Consider the following 20843-nt stretch of genomic DNA (forward strand, 5'->3'; position numbering starts at 1 on the left):
CGATGACGCTCTCCGAGCTCTGCATCCGCCGCCCGGTCATGACGACGCTGATCACGGCGTCGATCATCGCGTTCGGCGTGTTCGGCTTCCGCCTGCTGCCGGTCTCGGCGCTGCCCAAGGTGGATTTCCCGACCATCGCGGTCACCGCGACCCTGCCGGGCGCCAGCGCCGACACCATGGCCGCCTCGGTCGCCGGCATCATCGAGCGCCAGCTCTCGACCATCGCCGGCATCTCCTCGATGTCCTCGAACTCGTCGCAGGGCACCAGCGTCATCACCATCCAGTTCGACCTCAACCGCAGCATCGATGCCGCCGCGCTCGACGTGCAGACCGCGCTGACCATCGCGCAGCGTCGGCTGCCGATCGAGATGACGATCCCGCCGAGCTTCCGGAAGGTGAACCCGGCGGATTTCCCGGTGCTGTTCGTTTCGCTGGGGTCGGCGACGCTGCCGCTGTCGAGCGTCAATGAATACGGCGACATCACGATCGGGCAGGCGCTGTCGCAGCTGCCGGGCGTCGCCCAGGTCTTGATCTACGGCGCGCAGAAATTCGCGATCCGCGTCCAGGCCGACCCTGAGGCCGCGGCCGCCCGCGGCGTCTCGATGGAGGATGTCCGCGCCGCGGTGTCGCGCGCCAATTCCTCGACGCCGGTCGGTACCCTGAACGGCCCCAAGCAGGACGTCGCGCTGCAGGCCTCCGGCCAGATGGACAAGGCGGCCGACTACCGCCAGATCTATGTCGCCTGGCGCAACGGCTCGCCGGTCCGGCTCGACGAGATCGCCAAGGTCTATGACAGCGTCGAGAACGACAAGATCGCGACCTGGATGAATGACGAGCGGGCGATCGTGCTCGCGATCCAGAAGCAGCCCGACGCGAACACGGTCGCGGTGGTCGATGCCGTCCTCGCAAAACTGCCGTCGCTGCGCGCGGCGATCCCGCCTTCGGTGACCATGCAGGTTATGATGGACCGCTCGGTCTCGATCCGGCAGGCGGTCAGCGACGTCGAGGAGACCCTGCTGATCGCGATCGGGCTCGTGATCCTCGTGATCTTCCTGTTCCTGCGCTCGGCGTCCGCGACCTTCATCCCGGCGCTGGCGGTGCCGATCTCGCTGTTCGGCACCTGCGCCGCGATGTACGCGCTGGACTATTCCATCAACAACATGACGCTGCTGGCGCTGACTCTCTCGGTCGGCTTCGTGGTCGACGATGCCATCGTCATGCTGGAGAACATCGTCCGCCACATCGAGCACGGCATGAAGCCGTTCGAGGCGGCGCTGAAGGGCGCCCGCGAAATCGGCTTCACCATCATCTCGATCACCTTCTCGCTGATCGCGGTGTTCATCCCGGTGCTCTTGATGGGCGGCATCGTCGGCCGCGTGTTCCGCGAGTTCGCCGTGACGATTTCGGTCGCCATCATCGTCTCCGGCTTCGTGTCGCTGACCCTGACGCCGATGCTGTGCGCCCGCGTGCTGCGCGCCCATGATGCGACCAAGCGGCCCAACATCGTGCTGCGGGCGTTCGAGGCGATGTTCGAAGCCTGGCTGCGGGCCTACGAATGGGCGCTTGACTGGGTCTTGGCCAAGAAGGCCCTGATGCTGCTGGTCACGCTCGCGACGCTCGGCGGCACCATCTATCTCTACATGATCGTGCCGAAAGGCTTCTTCCCGCAGGAGGACACCGGATTCCTGATCGGCGTCACGGAGGCGGCGACCGATACCTCGTTCGAGGCGATGAAGGTGCGCCAGCAGGCGCTGGTCGAGGTGATGCGGACCGATCCGGCGGTCGACTACATCAATTCCACCGTCGGCTCCGGCGGCCCCAATCCGACCACCAATTACGGCCGCCTGTTCATCGCGCTGAAGCCGCAGAAGACCCGCGACAACGCCACCGTCGTGATCGGGCGGCTGCGCCAGAAGGCGCGCGAGATCCCGGGCATGCAGGCGTTCTTCCAGAGCGTCCAGAACCTCAACATCGGCGGGCGCATCTCCAAGAGCCAGTATCAGTATGTGATGCAGAGCGGCGACACCGAGTCGCTGTACCGGCTGGCGCCGGAGATGCGCGACAAGATCGAGAAGATCCCGGGCCTGCTCGACGTCACCACCGACCTCTACATCAAGAACCCGCAGATGACGGTCGACATCGACCGCGAGAAGGCGGCGGTCTACGGCGTCACCGTCGACCAGGTCCGCAACCAGCTCTACAACGCGTACGGCGCGCGGCAGGTCGGCACCATCTACATGCCCTCCAACGACTACCAGATCATCCTGGAGGTGCAGCCGCGGTTCCGCGTCGATCCGTCCGATCTCTCGAAGCTCTACGTGAAGACCGCGAACGGACAGACGATTCCGCTGGATGCGGTGGCTAAGCTGGTGCCGACGGTCGGGCCGCTGCAGATCAATCACCAGGGCCAGCAGCCGGCGGTGACGATCTCGTTCAATCTCGCGCCGGGCAATTCGCTCGGCTACGCGGTCGACAAGATCACCGAACTCGAGCAGAATGCGAATTTGCCGCCGACGATCGCGACCGGCTTCTCCGGCACCGCGCAGGTGTTCCAGGATTCGCTGCGCGGGCAGGGCGTCCTGATCCTCGCCGCGGTGTTCGCAGCCTTCGTGATCCTCGGCATTCTCTACGAGAGCTTCATCCACCCGATCACGATCATCTCGGGCCTCCCGTCGGCCGGCATCGGCGCGATCCTGACACTGATGCTGTTCGGGATGGAGCTATCTGTCATCGCGATGATCGGCATCGTGATGCTGGTCGGCATCGTCAAGAAGAACGCCATCATGATGGTGGACTTCGCGCTGGAGCGCCGCCGCGTCGGGCTGAGCGCCGAGCATGCGATCCGCGAGGCGGCGCTCCTGCGCTTCCGCCCGATCATGATGACGACATTCGCGGCAATCTTCGGCACGCTGCCGATCGCGCTCGGGGCAGGGGCCGGCGCCGAGCTGCGTCAGCCGCTCGGCGTCGCCGTGGTCGGTGGCCTCTGCGTCTCGCAGCTGCTGACCCTGTTCATCACGCCGGTCATCTACATCTATCTCGACCGCATCGACCGCAGGCTGCGGCGCAGGCTCGATCCGCAGGCGGAGGCTGATAGCGACGTCGAGCGGCCGCAGGTGGTGGCGGCGGAATAGCAGCGCCCTCCACGAACCGGAGTCCGGTTCGTGTCGAGAAACCCGTGAGCGCGTTGGGCGTTAGATCGAGAAGCTGGTGCCGCAGCCGCAGGAGGCGGTGGCGTTCGGATTGACGACGCGGAAAGAGGCGCCGATCAGGTCGTCGACGAAGTCGACTTCCGAGCCCGCGAGGAACGGGACCGAGGCCGGATCGATCAGCACCACGGCGCTGTCGCGCTCGATCACGAGGTCGTCATCGGCCTGGGTGCGCTCGACGTCGAACTTGTACTGGAAACCGGAGCAGCCGCCGCCTTCGACGGAAATGCGCAGCTTGGCGCCGTCGCCTTCCTTGCTGAGGATCTGCCCGATACGGCGGGCGGCCCGTTCGCTGACGGTGATGGCAGCAGTCATGGTCGGTCTCCGGTAGACAGCGTCATACCCATTTCATTTGGTAGGCCGCCTCAGACATAGTTAAGTGCGTCGGACCATGGAATCAAATGGATAAGGACTAAAATACCGTGTCGGTCGGAATGGCTGCCCCCCGTGCGCCTTATGCCTGCGATCCCGACCGTAGCCGTGGCCGGTTGGCGGTGGAGCCGCCGAGCCGGACCCGGAGCCCGTTCCGGCGCGACTGCGACCGGGTGATCCATTCCACCGCGTTCCGCCGCCTCAAGCACAAGACCCAAGTCTTCGTCTTCCACGAGGGCGATCACTACCGCACCCGGCTGACCCATTCGCTGGAGGTGGCGCAGATCGCCCGCGCGCTGGCGCGCCAGCTGGGTGTCGACGAGGATCTGACCGAGACGCTGGCGCTCGCGCACGACCTTGGTCATCCGCCGTTCGGCCATGCCGGGGAGCGGGCGCTCGACGACTGCCTGAAAGATGACGGCGGCTTCGACCACAATGCGCAGGCGCTGCGGGTCGTCACCTCGCTGGAGCATCGCTACCCCGAGTTCGGCGGGCTGAACCTGACCTGGGAATCGCTCGAGGGGATCGTCAAGCACAACGGCCCGCTGACCGAACGCAACGGCGCGCCGGCCGGCCGCTATCTGCAAAGCGGCATTCCGGTCGGGATCGCCGACTACAACAAGACCTACGACCTCGAGCTGTGGAGCTATGCCTCGCTCGAGGCCCAGATCGCGGCCTTCGCCGACGACATCGCCTATGACGCCCACGACATCGACGACGGCCTGCGCGCCGGCCTGTTCGCCGTCGACGACCTCAAGGAAATGCCGCTGACATCGGAGATCATCGCCGAGATCGACCGCCATTATCCCGTGCTCGACGAGGTCCGGCGCGGCGCCGAGCTGGTGCGTGAGCTGATCTCACATTTCATCAGCGCGGTCTTCAACGAGGCGAGCAGGCGTCTCGCGGCCGCCCAGCCGCAATCGGCCCAGGACGTGCGCCGCCACAATGCGCCGCTGATCGCGTTTCCGCCGGAGGTGGCGGAGCAGGAGGCGGCGATCAAGGCGTTCCTGTTCCGGCGGATGTATCGGCACCGGCGGGTGATGCTGGTCATGCGGGAGGCGGAGCAGGTGGTCCGCAATCTCTTTGAGCGCTACCGGCAATCGCCCGGCGACCTGCCGGCGGAATGGATCGAGGGCAGCGTGCACGAGACCGCCGGCGCGCGGAACAGGCGGATCGGCAATTTCATTGCTGGGATGACCGACCGTTTCGCCCTGATCGAACACCAAAGGCTTTTTGACTCGACCCCGGATTTGCGTTAGCGCCCTGCCATGGCCGACACCACTGCTTCATCACACCTTTTTGCCGACATGCTGACGCGCGTGCACGCGATCTGTGCCGCTGTCGCCGCCGAGGACAACTGGCCCGCCGGCATCGACCTGTCCCGCGTCGTGGTGGAGCCGCCGCGCGATGCCAGCCACGGCGACATGGCGACCAATGCGGCGATGGTGCTCGCCAAGGATGCCAAGGCCAAGCCGCGCGAACTCGCCGACAAGATCGCCGAGCGGCTGCGCGCCGACGCGCTGGTGGCCTCGGTCGATGTCGCCGGGCCCGGCTTCATCAACATGACCTTGAAACCGCAGGTCTGGGCCGATGCGTTGCGCGCCGTGCTGGCGGCCGGCTCAGCGTACGGACGCAGCGACATCGGCAAGGCCGAGAAGGTCAATGTCGAATACGTCTCGGCCAACCCGACCGGGCCGATGCATGTCGGCCATTGCCGTGGCGCCGTGTTCGGCGACGCGCTGTGCAGCCTGCTGCAATTTGCGGGCTTCGACGTCTGCCGCGAATATTACATCAACGATGCCGGCGCCCAGGTCGACGTGCTGGCGCGCTCGGCGTTCCAGCGTTACCGCGAGGCGCTCGGCGAGGACATCGGGGCGATTCCGGAAGGGCTCTATCCCGGCGATTACCTGGTGCCGGTCGGCGAGGCGCTCGCCAGGGAATACGGCGAGAAACTGCGCGAGATGAAGGAAGCCGCGTGGCTGCCGATCGTGCGCGACAAGGCCATCGCCATGATGATGGACATGATCAAGGGCGATCTCGCCGCGCTCAACATCCATCACGACGTGTTCTTCTCCGAGCGCTCGCTGATCATGTCCGGCAACAACAAGGTCGCCGAGACCATCGATTTCCTGCGCGCCAAGGGCGACATCTATGAGGGCCGCCTGCCGCCGCCGAAGGGCAAACCGGTCGAGGATTATGAAGACCGCGAGCAGTCGCTATTCCGCGCCACCGCCTATGGCGACGACGTCGATCGTCCGCTGATCAAGTCGGACGGCTCGTACACCTACTTCGCCTCCGACATCGCTAACCACCGGAACAAATTCGAGCGGGGCTTCACCAACCTGATCGACGTGTTCGGCGCCGATCACGGCGGCTACATCAAGCGCATGCAGGCGGCGGTGAAGGCGGTGACCGCGGGCAAGGCCGTGCTCGACGTCAAGATCGTGCAGCTCGTGAAGCTGTTGCGCGACGGCGAGCCGGTGAAGATGTCGAAACGGTCAGGCGAGTTCGTCACGCTGCGCGAGGTGGTCGACGAGGTCGGCTCTGACGCGGTGCGGTTCATGATGCTGTTCCGTAAGAACGACGCGGTGCTCGATTTCGACCTCGCCAAGGTGATCGAGCAGTCCAAAGACAACGCCGTCTTCTACGTCCAGTACGGTCACGCCCGCGGCCATTCGATCTTCCGCAACGCGCGAGAGGAAGCGGTTCCCGATTTGCCGGAGACAGACGAGGCACGGTTGGCGTATCTCCGTAGTGCTACGGTGGAACGGTTAATCGATCCGGCCGAGCTTGACCTGCTCAAGCGGCTTGCGCTTTATCCACGGATGATCGAGGCTGCGGCGGTGGCACATGAGCCGCACCGAATCGCTTTTTATCTCTATGATTTGGCCAGTGAATTTCATGCGCTTTGGACCAAGGGGCGCGATTTGCCCTATTTACGCTTCATTATCAATAATGATGCAGAAGTCACGAGGGCGCGACTGGCAATGGTTCAGGGCGTCGTCTCGGTTCTGGCATCGGGCTTAGCTGTTCTAGGCGTCCAGGCTCCAACCGAGATGCGGTAGGTAGGGGCATTTGGCCCTCACGAGTGGGGATTTGTGAGGGCATCTGGCAGGGGCCAACTCGTTCGGACCGGCTGTGCCGGCGATCTTGGCGCTGTCCCGAAGGGGATGCATCATCACAATGGCTGATCGATATCAGGACCGACATTTTCCCGCCGACACGGCTCCCAAGGCCGAGGGCGATCCGCTTGCCGAACTGGCCCGGCTGATCGGCCAGACGGATCCATTCGGCACCGCCAACAAGCCGCCGCCGCGGCCGCTGCAATCGCGCGCCAATGCGCGGCCGCAACAGTATGAGCCGCAGGCGGACGAGGACGATACGCCGCCCGCCGGCCCGCCGCCCTGGATGCAGCGCGCGCGGCAGGAGGCGGTCGCTCCGCCGCCGGTGCAGCACACCGAGTACGAAGAGCCTGAGCAGCAGGACTACCAGCCGAGGCCGGTGCATCCATTGCATCGTTATGCGACCCAGCAGGCGCAGCCCGCGCCCGATCAGGTCGCAACCTATCGGCCGGTCGAGCCCCCGCGGCAACAGCCCGAGGCCTTCGACGACGAGCCGTCCTATCAGAGCGGCGGTCAGAGCCAGGATCCGTCGCGCTACGACGACGCGCTGTACGGCCAGTTGGAAGCCGGCGAGCAGGATTTGCAGCGCGAGCCGGCCTATCCGGACGATCCCTATGCCTATCAGGGCTATGAGGAAGAGGAGCCCGAGCCGCGCCGGCGAAGCAGCGGGCTGATGACGGTGGCCGCGGTCGTGGCGCTTGCGGTGGTCGGCACCGGCGGTGCCCTCGCGTATCGCAACTATGTCGGCTCGCCCCGCACAGGTGAGCCGCCGATCATCAAGGCCGACAACACGCCGACCAAGGTGATGCCGGCCCAGGCCGATGCGCCGGCCAAGATGCCGGATCGCATGGCGCCGGGCGACGGCACCGAGAAGATCGTGTCGCGTGAAGAGACCCCGGTCGACGTCAATTCGAAGACCGCCGGACCGCGCGTGGTGTTTCCGCCGCTGAACGCCAATGCCAATCCGCCGCCGGCCGCCAGCGTGCAGACGGCGCAGCCCTCGCCGGCGCCGCTCACCGCGAACGGAACCTTGCCGAACAACGAGCCGCGCAAGATCCGCACCCTCTCGGTCAAGGGCGATGGACCTGATGGCGCGCCCGCCGCGACCGCCACGGCGACCAAGCCTCCGGCTGCGAAGCCGCCGATTTCGCGCGGCAACCCGGCTGCGGCCAATGCCAGCGCGAACGCACCGATGTCGCTCGCTCCGGGCCAGCCCGACCCGGCGCCCGCCGCGCCTCCGACAAGGGTGGCATCGACCTCGACCGCCTCGGTTGGCGGCGGCGGATATCTGGTTCAGGTGTCGTCGCAGAAGAACGAGGCCGATGCGCAGTCGTCCTATCGGACGCTGCAGGGCAAATACCGCAATGTGCTCGGTTCGCAGCCCTTGGTGGTGAAACGCGTCGATCTCGGCGAGAAGGGCGTCTACTACCGCGCCTTCGCCGGCCCGTTTGCGTCATCGGAAGAGGCGAACCAAGTGTGCCGGAGCCTGATGTCGGCGGGTGGGCCGCAGTGCCTCATCCAAAGAAATTAAAGGCGGTTTCCTTGACCCGTGAGCTGCATACGGCCTAATCGGCCGGATGACGAACCGCGCATTCATCACGGGCGTATCCGGGCTGACCCTCAATGACGTTGAACGCGAATTCATTCGCGCCGAGCGGCCATGGGGCTTCATCCTGTTCAAGCGCAACATCGAGAGTCCTGCCCAAGTGGCGGCTCTTGTTGGGGAACTCAGGTCCGCTGGCGGCGTTGCCGACGCTCCGGTCCTGATCGACCAGGAAGGTGGGCGGGTGCAGCGGCTCGGCCCGCCGCATTGGTCGGTCTATCCGCCTGGCGCGAGCTTCAGCGCACTTTACGACCTCGATCCGAAGCTCGGCCTTGCGGCCGCCCGGATCAGCTCGCGGCTGATTGCGGCCGACCTGATCGACCTCGGCATCACGGTCGATTGCCTGCCTTTGGCCGATGTTCCGGTGGCCGGCGCCGACGCGGTGATCGGCAACCGGGCCTATGGAACCGAACCGGGCAAGGTCGCGGCCATTGCGCGGGCAGTCACGGACGGGCTGGAACAGGGCGGTGTGCTGCCGGTTCTCAAGCATATCCCCGGCCATGGCCGGGCCACGGCGGATAGCCATTTCCGGCTTCCGACGGTCGATACGGCCAATGCCGAGTTGGAACGAACCGATTTTGCCGCGTTCCGGCCGCTTGCCGACCTGCCGATGGCCATGACTGCACATGTTGTGTTTAGCGCGCTGGACCCCGCCCATCCGGCGACGACTTCTGCGACAATCATCGAACAGGTGATTCGCGGCCTGATCGGGTTTCAGGGTTTGTTGATGAGTGATGACGTGTCGATGAATGCGCTGGCCGGATCGATTGCCGAACGGACCCGCGCCATCGTCACCGCCGGTTGCGACATGATTCTGCACTGCAACGGCAATATCGACGAGATGCGCGAGGTCGCGCGCGAGACGCCGGAACTGACCGGCAAGGCGCTTGAGCGCGCCGAGGCCGCGCTCGCCGCGCGGAAGCCGCCTGAGCCGCTCGACCGGCAGGCGGCACGGGCTGAACTGGATGCGTTGTTGGATCGGGTAGGGACGGCATGACCGCTGAAATTCTATCGTTTGATACCGGGCGGCCGGCCGACCTCGCCGAGGGCGAACCGGCGCTGGTGGTCGACGTCGAGGGCTATGAGGGCCCGCTGGACTTGCTGTTGACGCTGGCGCGGCAGCAGAAGGTCGACCTGTCGAAGATCTCGATCCTTGCGCTCGCCGATCAATATCTTTCGTTCATCGAGGCGGCGCGCAAGATCCGTCTCGAGCTTGCGGCCGACTATCTGGTGATGGCGGCCTGGCTTGCGTTCCTGAAGTCGCGGCTGCTGCTGCCCGAGCCGCCGAGCGCAGAGGGGCCGAGCGCCGAGGAAATGGCGACGGCGCTCGCCAACCGGCTGCGCCGACTGGAGGCGATCCGCGAGGCGGCGAACCGGCTGATGAACCGGCCGCAGTTCCAGCGCGATATCTTTCCGCGCGGCAATCCGGAATCGATCGCCGAGATCAAGCATCCGAAGTTCACCGCGACCTTGTACGACCTGCTGTCGGCCTATGCCACGCAGCGCCAGTCGCGCGTGCTGACCTCGGTGCATCTGGCCAAGCGGACAGTGTGGTCGCTCGCCGAAGCCCGCGCCTCGCTGGAGCGGCTGGTCGGCATCGCCGAGGACTGGAGTTGCCTCGACGAGTACCTGATGAACTACGTCGCCGATCCGACCCAGAAAGCGACGGTGTTCGCATCGAGCTTCGCCGCGGCTCTCGAGCTGGTTCGCGAAGGCGAGATGGAGATCAACCAGAAGCAGGCGTTCGCGCCGATCTATTTCCGAAAGCGTCAAGCGCAAGCCGCAATGGCCGCGCCGGACCTGTCGGTTGAGTAAGTGGAAGAAGGAGAGCAAGCCCATGGCAAGCTTGGCGGAAGTGCGCAGAGAAGAGCTCGAGGAGGAGGTTTCTCCTATGGATCCGGTGGCGCGTCCTGAGGAATTGCGGCTCCTGGAAGCCCTGTTGTTTGCGTCGGCCGAGCCGATCGATCAGGCAACGCTCGCGAAGCGGATGCCCGACGGCGTCGATATCAAGGCGGCGCTGGCGCAGTTGCAGGCCGAATACGCGCCGCGTGGCGTCAATCTGGTTCGGGTCGCCAACAAGTGGACGTTCCGCACCGCCGGCGATCTGTCGTGGCTGATGACGCGCGAGAGCACCGAGACAAGGAAGCTGTCGCGTGCCGCGATCGAGGTGCTCGCGATCGTCGCCTATCACCAGCCGGTGACCCGCGCCGAGATCGAAGAGATTCGCGGCGTGGTCACCTCGAAGGGAACGATCGACGTGCTGCTGGAGACCGGCTGGATCCGCCCGCGCGGCCGCCGCAAGACGCCGGGCCGTCCGCTGACCTTCGGAACCACCGACGGCTTCCTGTCGCAGTTCAGCCTCGAAGCGCTCGGCGACCTGCCGGGGCTCGAGGAGCTGAAGGGCACGGGTCTGCTCGACTCGCGGCTGCCGACCGGCTTCTCCGTTCCGTCGCCGTCTGATGATGCGGCGCTGCGCGAGGACGAGGAGGCGCTCGAGCCCGGCGATACGCTGGAACTGCTGCTGGCGCCGGCCGTCGAGCAGGAAACTGAGGAACCGAAGACCGAGAGCGAAGCGGCTACCGAGGTTGAAACGACAGCCGAGGTTGAAACGGTTGCCGAGGCCGAGGCGGAAGCTGCCGTCGAGGTGGATGCCGCCGAACCAGAGGCGGATGAGCCGGATGAGCGCGCCGCCGATGCGGGCGATCACGACGGCGCCGAGGAGAAGGGCGAGTAGCCCTCAAATATTCCCGGTTAAGCCTAGCAATATTACGTAGCTGCGACAGCGATTTGCCGCGGCAGAGGTCCTTGTTTTTGACACCCCGCGGGCCTAACTTCCGGCCATGTTCAGGCCGGTCCACCGGCCATTTCTGGAGGGTTGCAGGATGGGTTCGCTTAGCATTTGGCACTGGATCGTCGTGATCGCAGTGGTCCTGCTGCTGTTCGGACGCGGCAAGATTTCGGACCTGATGGGTGACGTCGCCCAGGGTATCAAGGCGTTCAAGAAGGGCATGCAGGACGACGACAAGGTCGCGGAGAAGACCGAGCCCACCAAGTCGATCGATCACAATGCGTCGCCGTCGGCCGCGCGCCAGGACGTCGGCAGCAAGGCCGTCTAACGCGCTTGTATTGACGCATATTTCGACGTTTTTCTTTGCGCGAAACGGTGACGCCGTCGCACAGACGCGCTATGGACGCCGATTGAGAAAAGGCGCCGGCAGCCCCAGATCCTGTCAGGAGCGATGGGGCCGATGGCGGCGCGCTTAGGCGGAAGAATTCATGTTCGATATCGGGTGGAGTGAACTGGTCGTCATCGCGGTCGTCGCGCTGATCGCCATCGGCCCGAAAGAACTTCCGGGCGTGCTGCGCATGGTCGGGCAATGGATGGGCAAGGCCCGCAAGATGGCCGCCGAATTCCAGGGCCAGTTCCAGGAAGCCATGCGCGAGGCCGAGATGGCCGACCTCAAGAAGAGCTTTGACGAGGTCAAGGAAGCCGCAACCGGCATCACCAGCGGCAACATCATGACCTCGCTGCAGAAGGACGTCAGCGACGCCCTGCAGATCGACAAGCCGGTCGATGCCCAGGTCGCCTCCGCGATCGACGCGCCGGTGACGTCAAGCGACACGCCGGTCACGCCGACGACGCCGGTCGAGCCGACGCCGGAAACCTTCGTCGAGGCCGAGGCGCACGCAGCTACCGGCGAGCCGCTCGCGATCACCAATGAGGTGAAGCCCGGGCCTGAGCCGCAGGACGCGACGGCGGCACAGCCCGACGTGCTCAAGGACGCGAGGGCGTCATGAGCGACGAAGACATCGAGGCCTCAAAGGCCCCCTTGATGGATCATCTGATCGAGCTGCGCTCGCGGCTGATCAAGGCGCTGCTCGGCTTCGGCGTGGCTTTCATCATCTGCTTCTTCTTCGCCAAGCAGATCTACAACGTGCTGGTCTGGCCGTTCGTCTGGATCGCGGGACCCGAGAATTCGAAGTTCATCTACACCGCGCTGCTGGAATATTTCATCACCCAGCTGAAGCTCGCTTTGTTCGGCGCGGGCTTCATCTCGTTTCCGATCGTGGCGACGCAAATCTACAAATTCGTCGCGCCCGGCCTCTACCGCCATGAGCGCAACGCCTTCCTGCCGTACCTGATCGCGACCCCGGTGTTCTTCGTGATGGGCGCGGCGCTGGTCTATTTCGTCGTGCTGCCGATGCTGGTGCGGTTCTCGCTCGGCATGCAGCAGGCCGGCGGCGCGGAGACGGCGCAGATCCAGCTGCTGCCCAAGGTCGGCGAATATCTCTCGCTGATGATGTCGCTAATCTTCGCCTTCGGCATCGCGTTCCAGCTGCCGGTGATCCTGACGCTGCTCGGCCGTATCGGCATCGTCACCTCGAAGATGCTGAAGGAGAAGCGGCGCTACTTCATTGTGATCGCCTTCATCATCGCCGCGGTGCTGACGCCGCCCGACGTGCTGAGCCAGGCGTCGCTCGCGGTCCCGCTGCTCGCGCTCTATGAGGGCGCCATCATCGCGGTCCGCATCGTGGAGAAGAAGGCCGCGACCTCGAGCGCCTCGTCCGGGGCGACCAATCCGGCCGAGTAGGGTGGCTTAAGCCACATACCCGGTGTCGTACCCCGCGAAAGCGGGGTATCGGGTGCGCTGCGGCTCCTCCGTCAGATATGGACGCCTCTGGAATACTGGATCGCCCGCCTTGGCAGTGGTAGTGGAACGTTGATTGACAACATGACCGTTGTTTATCAACGCCTAGCCCGCCAGGACTGACCTATGCACGACATCAAAGCGATCCGCGACAACCCGACAGCCTTCGACGCCGGCTTGAAACGCCGCGGGCTTGGGCCCCTGTCGCCGTCGCTCTTGGCGATCGACGAGAAACGGCGTGCTGCGATCCTGGCGTCCGAGCAGGCCCAGGCGCGGCGCAATGCGGCGTCCAAGGAGATCGGCGACGCCAAGAAGGCAAAGGACGAGGCGCGCGCGGCCAAGCTGATGGCCGAGGTCGCCGAGCTCAAGACGACGATGCCGGAGCTCGAGGCTGCGGCGAAGACGGCCGACGAGGAGCTGACGAAGGAGCTGTCGTCGATCCCCAATCTGCCGCTCGACGAGGTGCCCGACGGCACCGACGAGCACGGTAACGTCCAGCACCACGTATTCGGCAAGGCGCGCGACTACGGCTTTGCGCCGAAGCTGCACGACGATCTCGGCATTACGCTCGGCTACATGGATTTCGAGGCGGCGGCGAAACTGTCCGGCGCGCGCTTCGTCGTGCTGAAGAAGGGCTTGGCGCGGCTCGAGCGTGCGATCGGGCAGTTCATGCTCGACCTGCACACCGGCGAGCACGGCTACACGGAGATTAATCCGCCGCTCTTGGTGCGCGACGCCGTGATGTTCGGCACCGGGCAATTGCCGAAATTCGAGGATGACCAGTTCTGGGCGATCAAGGGCGAATTGCTCGCGACACCCAATGCCGATCTGCGCAGCGAACGCCTGGGTCTCATTCCGACCGCCGAAGTCTCGCTGACCAATCTCGCGCGCGAATCCATCCTCGACGAGAAAGAGCTGCCGATGCGGCTCACCGCGCTGACGCCGTGCTTCCGCGCCGAAGCCGGCGCGGCCGGACGCGATACGCGCGGCATGATCCGGCAGCACCAATTTACAAAAGTCGAGCTGGTGTCGATCACGACGCCGGAAACCAGCAAGGATGAGCTCGAGCGCATGCTGTCCTGCGCCGAGCAGGTTCTGCAGAAGCTCGACCTGCATTATCGCGTGATGACGCTGTGTGCCGGCGACATGGGCTTCTCGGCGCAGAAGACCTACGACATCGAGGTGTGGATGCCGGGGCAGGGTGATGGCGGCGCCTATCGCGAGATTTCGAGCTGCTCGGTGTGTGGTGATTTCCAGGCCCGCCGCATGGACGCGCGCTCCCGCGGCCCCGACGGCAAGCCGCGCTTCGTGCACACGCTGAACGGCTCCGGCACGGCGGTCGGGCGCGCCCTGATCGCCGTGATGGAGACCTACCAGCAGCAGGACGGTTCGATCGCGGTGCCCGATGTGCTGCAGCCCTATATGGGCGGGCTCAAGGTCATCGAGCACGGTATGTAGAGCGAGGGCCAGTGTGATGCCGCTGCACCGTGACATCCACTGGCTTGGCCGACAATGGGCGGTCACCGGCCATGGTCTGCAGCTCATCAACCAGAAGCAGATGGGCTACTACGACATCGAGGCCGCGCGCTTGTGGGAAGCGCGCGTGACCGAGGTGCAAACCAAGGCCTGGGTCGACAGGCCCGATTTCGACAAGGCACTGGAGATCGCGCGCGGCAAGTTCGCCCAATTGGCGCCGGCCGGTCTGCCGCCATCGGTTGCGGCGCCGGCGCCTCCGGTGCGGACGCCGCCGCCCGCGCCGCGCGCTTCGCTTGACGCGACATCGGTGCCCTCGATCGAGGAACTGCTGGCCCGGCTGAAATCGAAATCGGCTGCACCGGCGCCGGTCGCAAAGCCTGCCGAGGCACCCGCGCCGGAGCCGCCCAAGGCCGAACCGCCCAGGCCCGAGCCTCGCAGAGCCGAGCCCATCAGGTCCGAGAGCGCCAAATCGGAGCTTCCGAAGCCTCCCAAGCCTGAAACTCAACAACCCTCACCGGTCACGCACGATCCGCCCGGGCCTGATGCCCGGAGGGTTGAACCGCTCAAGGTTGAACCGGCCCGAGCTGAGCCTGCCGAACCTGTCACTGCCGAACCTGTCGCGGCCAAGCCTGGTGTTGCCAAGCCTGGTGTTGCCAAGCCTGAAGCTCCGAAGGTGGAGCCCCTCAGGTCCGAAGCTCTCAAGTCCGAAGTTCGCGAGACGGCACCGGCCAAGCCGGCGCCGTCCGTGCCGACACCCGCCGTCGTGGTCGTCCGGAATCCGCCGCCGGCGGCGCGAGCCAGACCGGCCTGGCCGGTGTTCGAGCGCAAGATCGCCGGCAGCGGCAGATTTGTGCGTCCGTGGCGTGTGGCATCGCCCAGATGGCGCGGGCCCGGTTTGCCTCCGCGCCCCTAGCCGGTTAAGACGGCAATCAACTCAAGAAACCGCAGGTCAAGAAACCTGCGTCGAATCGGAAAAGGCCCTTTGACGGATGCGAATTCTCTGCACCAATGATGACGGCATCCATGCTCCAGGCCTGCAGGTCGTCGAGCAGATCGCACGTGCGCTGTCCGATGATGTCTGGATCGTTGCCCCCGAGCTCGATCAGTCCGGCGTTTCGCATTCGCTATCGCTCAACGATCCGCTGCGTCTGCGTGAGGTCAGCCCGCGTCATTTCGCGGTGCGTGGGACGCCGACCGATTGCGTTATCATGGGCGCGCGCCACATTCTCGGAGACAAGCTGCCGGATCTCGTGCTAAGCGGCGTCAACAAGGGCCGCAACGTCGCCGAGGACGTGGTCTATTCCGGCACCATCGCCGGCGCGCTGGAAGGCACCATCCTGGGCTTTCCGTCATTCGCGTTGTCGCAGGAATTCTCGATCGAGACCCGCAACGCGCCGCTGTGGGACACCGCGTTGAAATTCGGACCCGACATCATCCGCAAGGTGATCGGCGCAGGCGTGCCGAGGAACACCGTCATCAACGTCAACTTTCCGTCCTGCATGCCCGACGACGTCAAGGGCATCCGGATCACGCGGCAGGGCAAGCGCAATCAGGGTTTCCTGAAGATCGATCGCCGACACGACGGACGCGGCAATCCGTATTTCTGGATCGGCTTCGAGCGCGCGGCGATGATGGACGCGCCGGCCGAAGGCACCGATCTCGCCGCGCTTGCCGCGCGCTACGTCTCGGTGACGCCGCTCAGGCTCGACCGCACCGATGAGGCGTTCTCGGAAACGCTGACCGCGACGCTGAAATGACCTTCGTAGCCCGGATGGAGCGAAGCGAAATCCGGGGCCGCTCTCAATGCATGGATGATTTCCCGGATTGCGCTGCGCTTCATCCGGGCTACGCGTCCGGCAAATGATCAGACCGGCGCGCTCTTCATCGCGCTCGAGATCATCTGGGCCAGTGTCTCCAGCTGGAAGGGCTTTTGCAGGGCGGGCCGGTCGCGATATTCCGGCGGCAGTCCGGACGAGCCGTAGCCGGTCGCGAAGATGAAGGGGCGGTTGCGGGCGTTGATCAGCTCCGCGACCGGGGTGATCACCTTGCCGTTGACGTTGACGTCGAGGATCGCGAGGTCGAATTCGGACGATTGCGCGAGCTTGACCGCTTCGCCGATCTCGCCGGCCTCGGCCGCGACACTGTGGCCGAGTTCCTCCAGCATATCGGCAACCATCATCCGGATCATGACCTCGTCCTCCACGAGGAAAACTGAACAGCCCGCCGGCCGTATCGCTGTCATGATGGAATCCTTGCCCGTCCCTGAAATAGGCTCGCAAATAACATTACAAGGCGCAACGCAAACGTTTGGGAATTGGTCCGTTTCCAGCGCGCAACCGCTGTTCGCCGCGCCGCCTAACTGACAAGTTGCGCGGGATTCGTCCAGAACCCGGCGCGTGACGGCTCAACCAGAGCGCCTGGTCCGCTCCACTTGGGCGTTAGCCGCGCTTCGCGGTCGATTATATGGGAAGCTACGGGGCCGGCACCAACACGAAATCGGTGTGCCGGTTCCTGGGCAGGAACAAAAAGTGACGGGAAATTTTTCCTTAACGCGGTATTTCGGATTTCAATGGCATCAAGCTGAGCAAGATTGCGCGCTGCTGTCCAAGAGACGCTGATGAACATGGCCGTGAACCCAGATCCGACCGAGAAGATGATGTTTCAGCTCACGCTGCGTCGGCGAGGGGTGAGCGATCAGGCCGTGTTGCGCACCATGGAGGAGGTGCCCCGCGAGGTGTTCGTCGATCCGCGCGATCGCAACGAGGCCTATCGCGACAGTGCGCTTGCGATCGCCTGCGGGCAGACCATCAGCCAGCCTTTCGTCGTGGCCTACATGACCGAGCAGCTGCAGCTGCAGAAGAACCATCGGGTGCTCGAGATCGGCACCGGCTCGGGCTACCAGGCGGCCGTCCTGTCCCGCCTGTGCAAGCAGGTCCTGACCATCGAGCGCTACCGTACGCTGGCCGATAGTGCCCGCAAGCGCCTCGAAAAGCTCGGTTATTACAATATCGAGGTGCTGCTCGGCGACGGCTTCGACATCCCGGCGGGCGCCGGCGACTTCGACCGCATCATCGTCACCGCGGCGATGGAGCAGATCCCGGAAAGGCTGCTGGAGCGGCTCGATCCCGGCGGGATCCTGATCGCCCCGGTCGGGCCGCATCAGGGCACCCAGACCCTGGTCCGCATGGTACGGACGGAGAACGGCTTCGACCGCAAGGAATTGGTCGACGTCCGCTTTGTGCCGGCGCTGCCCGGAATCGCGCGCGAATTGTAGATTTGGCGATTTGCTGCTTGGCACCAACGCCTTATTCGCAGGGTTAAGCGGTTATTTACTCGCGACGTGTTTACTCAAAACAGTCTTTTGTTGCGTACGAGTGAGTAACCATGTCTGGGGTTGTTGAGTTGCTTCGCTCGCGTCGCGTACCGCAGGTTGCGGTGCTGACGCTGATGTCCATGGCTTTTGCCGGTTGCAGCGCCGACATGTCGTCGCGCTTCTCGCAAAGCTCCTACTCGCAAAATCCGTTTGCGTTTGACCCGCAGCCGACCGGCACGGTGCAGCAACAGCCGCCGCGCGAGCTGCCGCAATATGCGCGGCCGCGAACCCAGCCGCAGTATTCGCAGTACCAGTCGCAGCCGTTGCCGCCGCCGGTCGCGGCGCCGCAGTCCTATCCGGTCGCCAATGCCGGCGTCTCCGGGGGAGGGCGCGGGGTTTCGTCCTACACACCGCCGCCCGCGCGCCCGCAGATCGAAGCCACCGGCACCGTTCCGCATTCGGTTGCGGCAGCCCATGCCGGGCACAGCGGCACCACCATCATCGTCGGCACCAGCGACACGCTGGAAGTGCTGGCGCGCCGCTACAACGTCTCGTCGGCCGAGATCCTGCGCGCCAACGGCTACAAGGGGCCGCGGGCCCTGTCGCCGGGCCAGCAGCTGATCATTCCGCGTCCGGGAGCCGTCGCCGCGGCGCCGGCGATGGCAGCACCTGCCACGCGGCCCGTCGCCATGGCCGCCGCGCCCGCCGGCGTCCACTACGTCAATCGCGGCGACACGCTGCACAGCATCGCGCGCCAGCACCACATCCCGGTGGCCGAGCTCGCACGCGCCAACAATCTCGACCAGTCGGCCCGGCTCAGCCTCGGCATGAAGCTGGTCGTGCCCGGTGCCAAGACTGCCATGGCGGCTCCCGCGCCTGTCGCGCAACCCGTTGCTGCTGCGCCGGTCGCCACCGTGGCACCGGCACCGGCCGTGGCGGCCCCGAAGGTCGTCGCCAGCGCGCTGCCGCAGCAGAGTGCCCGGCTGGTCCAGCCGACCGCCAGCGTCGAACAGCCGGCAGCGGTCGCGGAGACACCGGCCGCCAAGCCGGCCGAGACCACCAGTGCGCTGCCGACCTTCCGCTGGCCGGTGCGCGGCAAGGTCATCACCGCCTACGGCTCGAAGACCAACGGCAAGGTCAATGACGGCATCAACGTCGCGGTGCCCGAAGGCACGCCGGTGAAGGCAGCCGAAGATGGCGTCGTCGCCTATTCGGGCAATGAGCTGAAGGGCTACGGCAATCTCGTGCTGGTGCGCCATTCCAACGGCTACGTCACCGCCTACGCCCATGCGAGCGAAATTCTCGTGAAGCGCGGCGACACCATCAAGCGCGGCCAGGTGATTGCCAAGTCGGGCCAGTCAGGCGAGGCGGGCTCGCCGCAGCTCCACTTCGAAATTCGCAAGGGATCGTCCCCGGTCGATCCGCTCCAGTTCCTCAACGGCGCGTAAGTTACGCGTCCGGACTTCCAAGGGACTTCCAAGTCTCACAACAAAGACAGCGGGGGAGACGCAAGCCTCCCCCGTTTTGTTTTGACGATTGCGACGACGATTACTTCCCGCTCAGCCGCACGCCGAGCCGGCCGGCGAGCTCCTGGGTGTACTGCCAGGCGACGCGGCCCGAGCGCGAGCCGCGGGTGGTCGACCATTCGAGCGCCTCGCGCTCGAGGTCGTCGTCGTCGATCTTGATGCCGTAATGGTCGCAATAGCCCTTCACCATCGCGAGGTACTCGTCCTGACTGCAACGGTGGAAGCCGAGCCAGAGGCCGAAGCGGTCCGACAGCGACACCTTCTCCTCGACCGCTTCGCCGGGATTGATCGCGGTCGAGCGCTCGTTCTCGATCATCTCGCGCGCCAGCAGGTGCCGCCGGTTCGAGGTCGCGTAGAGGATGACGTTGTCGGGGCGTCCCTCGATACCGCCTTCCAGCACGGCCTTCAGCGATTTGTACGAGGCATCGTTGCCGTCGAAGGAGAGATCGTCGCAGAACACGATGAAGCGGAAGGCGGAGCTGCGCAGCAGCTCCATCAGGCCGGGCAGGCTCTCGATGTCCTCGCGGTGGATCTCGATCAGCTTGAGCCGGTCGACCGGCTTGCGGTCGAGGTTGATGCTGGCGTGGGTGGCCTTGACCAGCGACGACTTGCCCATGCCGCGCGCGCCCCAGAGCAGCGCATTGTTGGCGGGCAGGCCGTCGGCGAAGCGCTCGGTATTCTCCATCAGGATGTCGCGCATCCGGTCGACGCCCTTGAGCAGGCCGATCTCGACGCGGCTGACGCGCGGCACCGGGACGAGGCGTCCGTCCGGATGCCAGACAAAGGCGTCCGCGGCGCCGAACGTCGCGGCCGGATCGGAGGCGGGGGAGGCGTCGGCGAGGCGGCCGGCAATGGCCTCCAGGGCGTTCGCGATCCGCTCGGCGGCCGCGCCGTCGAGCGTCATTACCGGGCGTTTTGTCGCGGCGTTTGCGGCTCGCCTGGCGGCAGCTTTGGGGGCGGTTTTGCTGGTGGTTTTACCAGTGGTTTTCTTGGCTTTTTTCGGCATTTGTCCAGTTCCTGACGGCGCAGCCTTATCGGGCTGGCGGCGGTCCCGCAAGCGCCCTAAATGAAGGTCCGTTAACGTTGCAATTGGGACCGCGGCCGCTATAGTCCGCGCGAATTTGTCCGGACCGCCATACCGCCCCGAATCCGAGGGCGCTGCCGGTTCTTTCCCGTCTTATCCGAGGATCGTCCGAATGCTGATTACTCCTGCGTTTGCTCAGGCCGGAGCAAGTGGTGACACCAGCAGCATGTTGATGTCGCTGCTGCCATTCGCACTGATCTTCGTCATCATGTACTTCCTGATTCTGCGCCCGCAGCAGAAGAAGGTGCGCGATCATGCGGATCTCGTGAAGAACATCCGCCGCGGCGACACCGTGGTGACCTCGGGCGGCCTCGTCGGCAAGGTGACCAAGGTGGTCGACGACGATCAGATTGAGTTTGAAATCTCGGACGGTGTGCGCGTGCGCCAGATGCGGCAGATGATTTCGGGCGTGCGGACCAAGGGTGAGCCGGCGAAGGGCGACGCCAAGGACGAGGCGTCCGCGAGCTGATCGCCGCGGCGCCTTTCGGAATC

At 65.2% G+C, this 20843-nt stretch carries 18 protein-coding genes and 1 pseudogene; 16 read left to right on the forward strand and 3 right to left on the reverse strand.

Features of this window, described 5'->3' with window-relative positions; translation table 11 throughout:
* Positions 1-2 precede the first annotated feature (2 nt).
* Complete coding sequence (locus ACVILL_RS31860) at positions 3-3131, forward strand: efflux RND transporter permease subunit (protein ID WP_456732683.1); 3129 nt, start codon at positions 3-5, stop codon at positions 3129-3131.
* Between the two features lie 60 nt (positions 3132-3191).
* Here the strand turns inward: ACVILL_RS31860 and erpA are convergent, their stop codons facing one another.
* A complete protein-coding gene (gene erpA, locus ACVILL_RS31865) occupies positions 3192-3521 on the reverse strand; it encodes an iron-sulfur cluster insertion protein ErpA (RefSeq protein WP_021081206.1) in 330 nt (109 codons plus the stop codon).
* Positions 3522-3628: 107 nt separating this feature from the next.
* Here erpA and ACVILL_RS31870 point away from each other — a divergent pair, with 107 nt between their 5' ends.
* The 12 genes and pseudogenes from ACVILL_RS31870 (at position 3629) to surE (ending at position 16185) form a co-directional block, all read left to right on the forward strand.
* The gene (locus tag ACVILL_RS31870) at positions 3629-4837 is read left to right on the forward strand and encodes a deoxyguanosinetriphosphate triphosphohydrolase (protein WP_456732684.1); all 1209 of its coding nucleotides are present in this window, start codon (positions 3629-3631) and stop codon (positions 4835-4837) included.
* Between the two features lie 9 nt (positions 4838-4846).
* Positions 4847-6643, forward strand: a complete 1797-nt coding sequence (argS, locus tag ACVILL_RS31875; RefSeq protein WP_456732685.1) for an arginine--tRNA ligase — start codon at positions 4847-4849, stop codon at positions 6641-6643.
* A gap of 118 nt (positions 6644-6761) precedes the next feature.
* Entirely contained in the window at positions 6762-8231 is a 1470-nt protein-coding gene (locus tag ACVILL_RS31880; RefSeq protein WP_456732686.1) for an SPOR domain-containing protein, read from the forward strand.
* 46 nt (positions 8232-8277) lie between these two features.
* Positions 8278-9300, forward strand: coding sequence for a beta-N-acetylhexosaminidase (nagZ, locus tag ACVILL_RS31885; protein ID WP_456732687.1), 1023 nt, complete (start codon positions 8278-8280; stop codon positions 9298-9300).
* The gene (locus ACVILL_RS31890) at positions 9297-10118 is read left to right on the forward strand and encodes a segregation and condensation protein A (RefSeq protein ID WP_028332137.1); all 822 of its coding nucleotides are present in this window, start codon (positions 9297-9299) and stop codon (positions 10116-10118) included. The genes nagZ and ACVILL_RS31890 overlap by 4 nt, the downstream gene beginning before the upstream one ends.
* 22 nt (positions 10119-10140) lie before the next feature.
* Positions 10141-11019 (forward strand): annotated as a pseudogene (gene scpB / locus ACVILL_RS31895) (SMC-Scp complex subunit ScpB); the annotation flags it as partial.
* A gap of 166 nt (positions 11020-11185) precedes the next feature.
* On the forward strand, positions 11186-11419 hold the full coding sequence (locus ACVILL_RS31900) for a twin-arginine translocase TatA/TatE family subunit (RefSeq protein ID WP_456732688.1): 234 nt from the start codon (positions 11186-11188) through the stop codon (positions 11417-11419).
* A 160-nt stretch (positions 11420-11579) separates the two neighbouring features.
* Positions 11580-12101, forward strand: coding sequence for a Sec-independent protein translocase protein TatB (tatB, locus tag ACVILL_RS31905; RefSeq protein ID WP_456732689.1), 522 nt, complete (start codon positions 11580-11582; stop codon positions 12099-12101).
* The gene (gene tatC / locus ACVILL_RS31910) at positions 12098-12895 is read left to right on the forward strand and encodes a twin-arginine translocase subunit TatC (protein ID WP_456732690.1); all 798 of its coding nucleotides are present in this window, start codon (positions 12098-12100) and stop codon (positions 12893-12895) included. The genes tatB and tatC overlap by 4 nt, the downstream gene beginning before the upstream one ends.
* A gap of 183 nt (positions 12896-13078) precedes the next feature.
* Positions 13079-14410 carry a serine--tRNA ligase gene (gene serS / locus ACVILL_RS31915; protein ID WP_456732691.1) on the forward strand — a complete coding sequence of 444 codons (1332 nt, stop codon included), beginning with the start codon at positions 13079-13081 and terminating at the stop codon, positions 14408-14410.
* A gap of 16 nt (positions 14411-14426) precedes the next feature.
* Positions 14427-15341 (forward strand): hypothetical protein, encoded by a 915-nt coding sequence (locus ACVILL_RS31920; RefSeq protein ID WP_456732692.1) that lies wholly within the window; start codon positions 14427-14429, stop codon positions 15339-15341.
* A 76-nt stretch (positions 15342-15417) separates the two neighbouring features.
* On the forward strand, positions 15418-16185 hold the full coding sequence (surE, locus tag ACVILL_RS31925) for a 5'/3'-nucleotidase SurE (RefSeq protein ID WP_456732693.1): 768 nt from the start codon (positions 15418-15420) through the stop codon (positions 16183-16185).
* Between the two features lie 107 nt (positions 16186-16292).
* Here the strand turns inward: surE and ACVILL_RS31930 are convergent, their stop codons facing one another.
* Positions 16293-16670 carry a response regulator gene (locus tag ACVILL_RS31930; RefSeq protein ID WP_456732694.1) on the reverse strand — a complete coding sequence of 126 codons (378 nt, stop codon included), beginning with the start codon at positions 16668-16670 and terminating at the stop codon, positions 16293-16295.
* Between the two features lie 375 nt (positions 16671-17045).
* Between ACVILL_RS31930 and ACVILL_RS31935 the strand changes: the two genes are divergently transcribed.
* Positions 17046-17702, forward strand: coding sequence for a protein-L-isoaspartate(D-aspartate) O-methyltransferase (locus ACVILL_RS31935; protein WP_456732695.1), 657 nt, complete (start codon positions 17046-17048; stop codon positions 17700-17702).
* Positions 17703-17812: 110 nt separating this feature from the next.
* Entirely contained in the window at positions 17813-19189 is a 1377-nt protein-coding gene (locus ACVILL_RS31940; RefSeq protein WP_456732696.1) for a peptidoglycan DD-metalloendopeptidase family protein, read from the forward strand.
* Positions 19190-19289: 100 nt separating this feature from the next.
* Here the strand turns inward: ACVILL_RS31940 and ACVILL_RS31945 are convergent, their stop codons facing one another.
* On the reverse strand, positions 19290-20273 hold the full coding sequence (locus tag ACVILL_RS31945; protein WP_456732697.1) for an ATP-binding protein: 984 nt from the start codon (positions 20271-20273) through the stop codon (positions 19290-19292).
* Positions 20274-20463: 190 nt separating this feature from the next.
* Here ACVILL_RS31945 and yajC point away from each other — a divergent pair, with 190 nt between their 5' ends.
* The gene (yajC, locus tag ACVILL_RS31950) at positions 20464-20820 is read left to right on the forward strand and encodes a preprotein translocase subunit YajC (RefSeq protein ID WP_050630551.1); all 357 of its coding nucleotides are present in this window, start codon (positions 20464-20466) and stop codon (positions 20818-20820) included.
* The last annotated feature ends 23 nt before the right edge of the window (positions 20821-20843 follow it).

This window comes from Bradyrhizobium sp. USDA 3364, from assembly GCF_054056355.1.

Bases quoted from the DNA above. Each gene is read 5' to 3' on its own strand.
- ACVILL_RS31860 (WP_456732683.1), top strand. From the start codon at position 3: ATGACGCTCTCCGAGCTCTGCATCCGCCGCCCGGTCATGACGACGCTG.
- tatC (WP_456732690.1), top strand. From the start codon at position 12,098: ATGAGCGACGAAGACATCGAGGCCTCAAAGGCCCCCTTGATGGATCAT.
- ACVILL_RS31945 (WP_456732697.1), bottom strand. From the start codon at position 20,273: ATGCCGAAAAAAGCCAAGAAAACCACTGGTAAAACCACCAGCAAAACC.
- ACVILL_RS31890 (WP_028332137.1), top strand. From the start codon at position 9,297: ATGACCGCTGAAATTCTATCGTTTGATACCGGGCGGCCGGCCGACCTC.
- argS (WP_456732685.1), top strand. From the start codon at position 4,847: ATGGCCGACACCACTGCTTCATCACACCTTTTTGCCGACATGCTGACG.
- ACVILL_RS31930 (WP_456732694.1), bottom strand. From the start codon at position 16,670: ATGACAGCGATACGGCCGGCGGGCTGTTCAGTTTTCCTCGTGGAGGAC.
- ACVILL_RS31900 (WP_456732688.1), top strand. From the start codon at position 11,186: ATGGGTTCGCTTAGCATTTGGCACTGGATCGTCGTGATCGCAGTGGTC.
- tatB (WP_456732689.1), top strand. From the start codon at position 11,580: ATGTTCGATATCGGGTGGAGTGAACTGGTCGTCATCGCGGTCGTCGCG.
- erpA (WP_021081206.1), bottom strand. From the start codon at position 3,521: ATGACTGCTGCCATCACCGTCAGCGAACGGGCCGCCCGCCGTATCGGG.
- ACVILL_RS31940 (WP_456732696.1), top strand. From the start codon at position 17,813: ATGTCTGGGGTTGTTGAGTTGCTTCGCTCGCGTCGCGTACCGCAGGTT.
- ACVILL_RS31935 (WP_456732695.1), top strand. From the start codon at position 17,046: ATGAACATGGCCGTGAACCCAGATCCGACCGAGAAGATGATGTTTCAG.
- nagZ (WP_456732687.1), top strand. From the start codon at position 8,278: ATGACGAACCGCGCATTCATCACGGGCGTATCCGGGCTGACCCTCAAT.
- serS (WP_456732691.1), top strand. From the start codon at position 13,079: ATGCACGACATCAAAGCGATCCGCGACAACCCGACAGCCTTCGACGCC.
- yajC (WP_050630551.1), top strand. From the start codon at position 20,464: ATGCTGATTACTCCTGCGTTTGCTCAGGCCGGAGCAAGTGGTGACACC.
- surE (WP_456732693.1), top strand. From the start codon at position 15,418: ATGCGAATTCTCTGCACCAATGATGACGGCATCCATGCTCCAGGCCTG.
- ACVILL_RS31920 (WP_456732692.1), top strand. From the start codon at position 14,427: ATGCCGCTGCACCGTGACATCCACTGGCTTGGCCGACAATGGGCGGTC.
- ACVILL_RS31880 (WP_456732686.1), top strand. From the start codon at position 6,762: ATGGCTGATCGATATCAGGACCGACATTTTCCCGCCGACACGGCTCCC.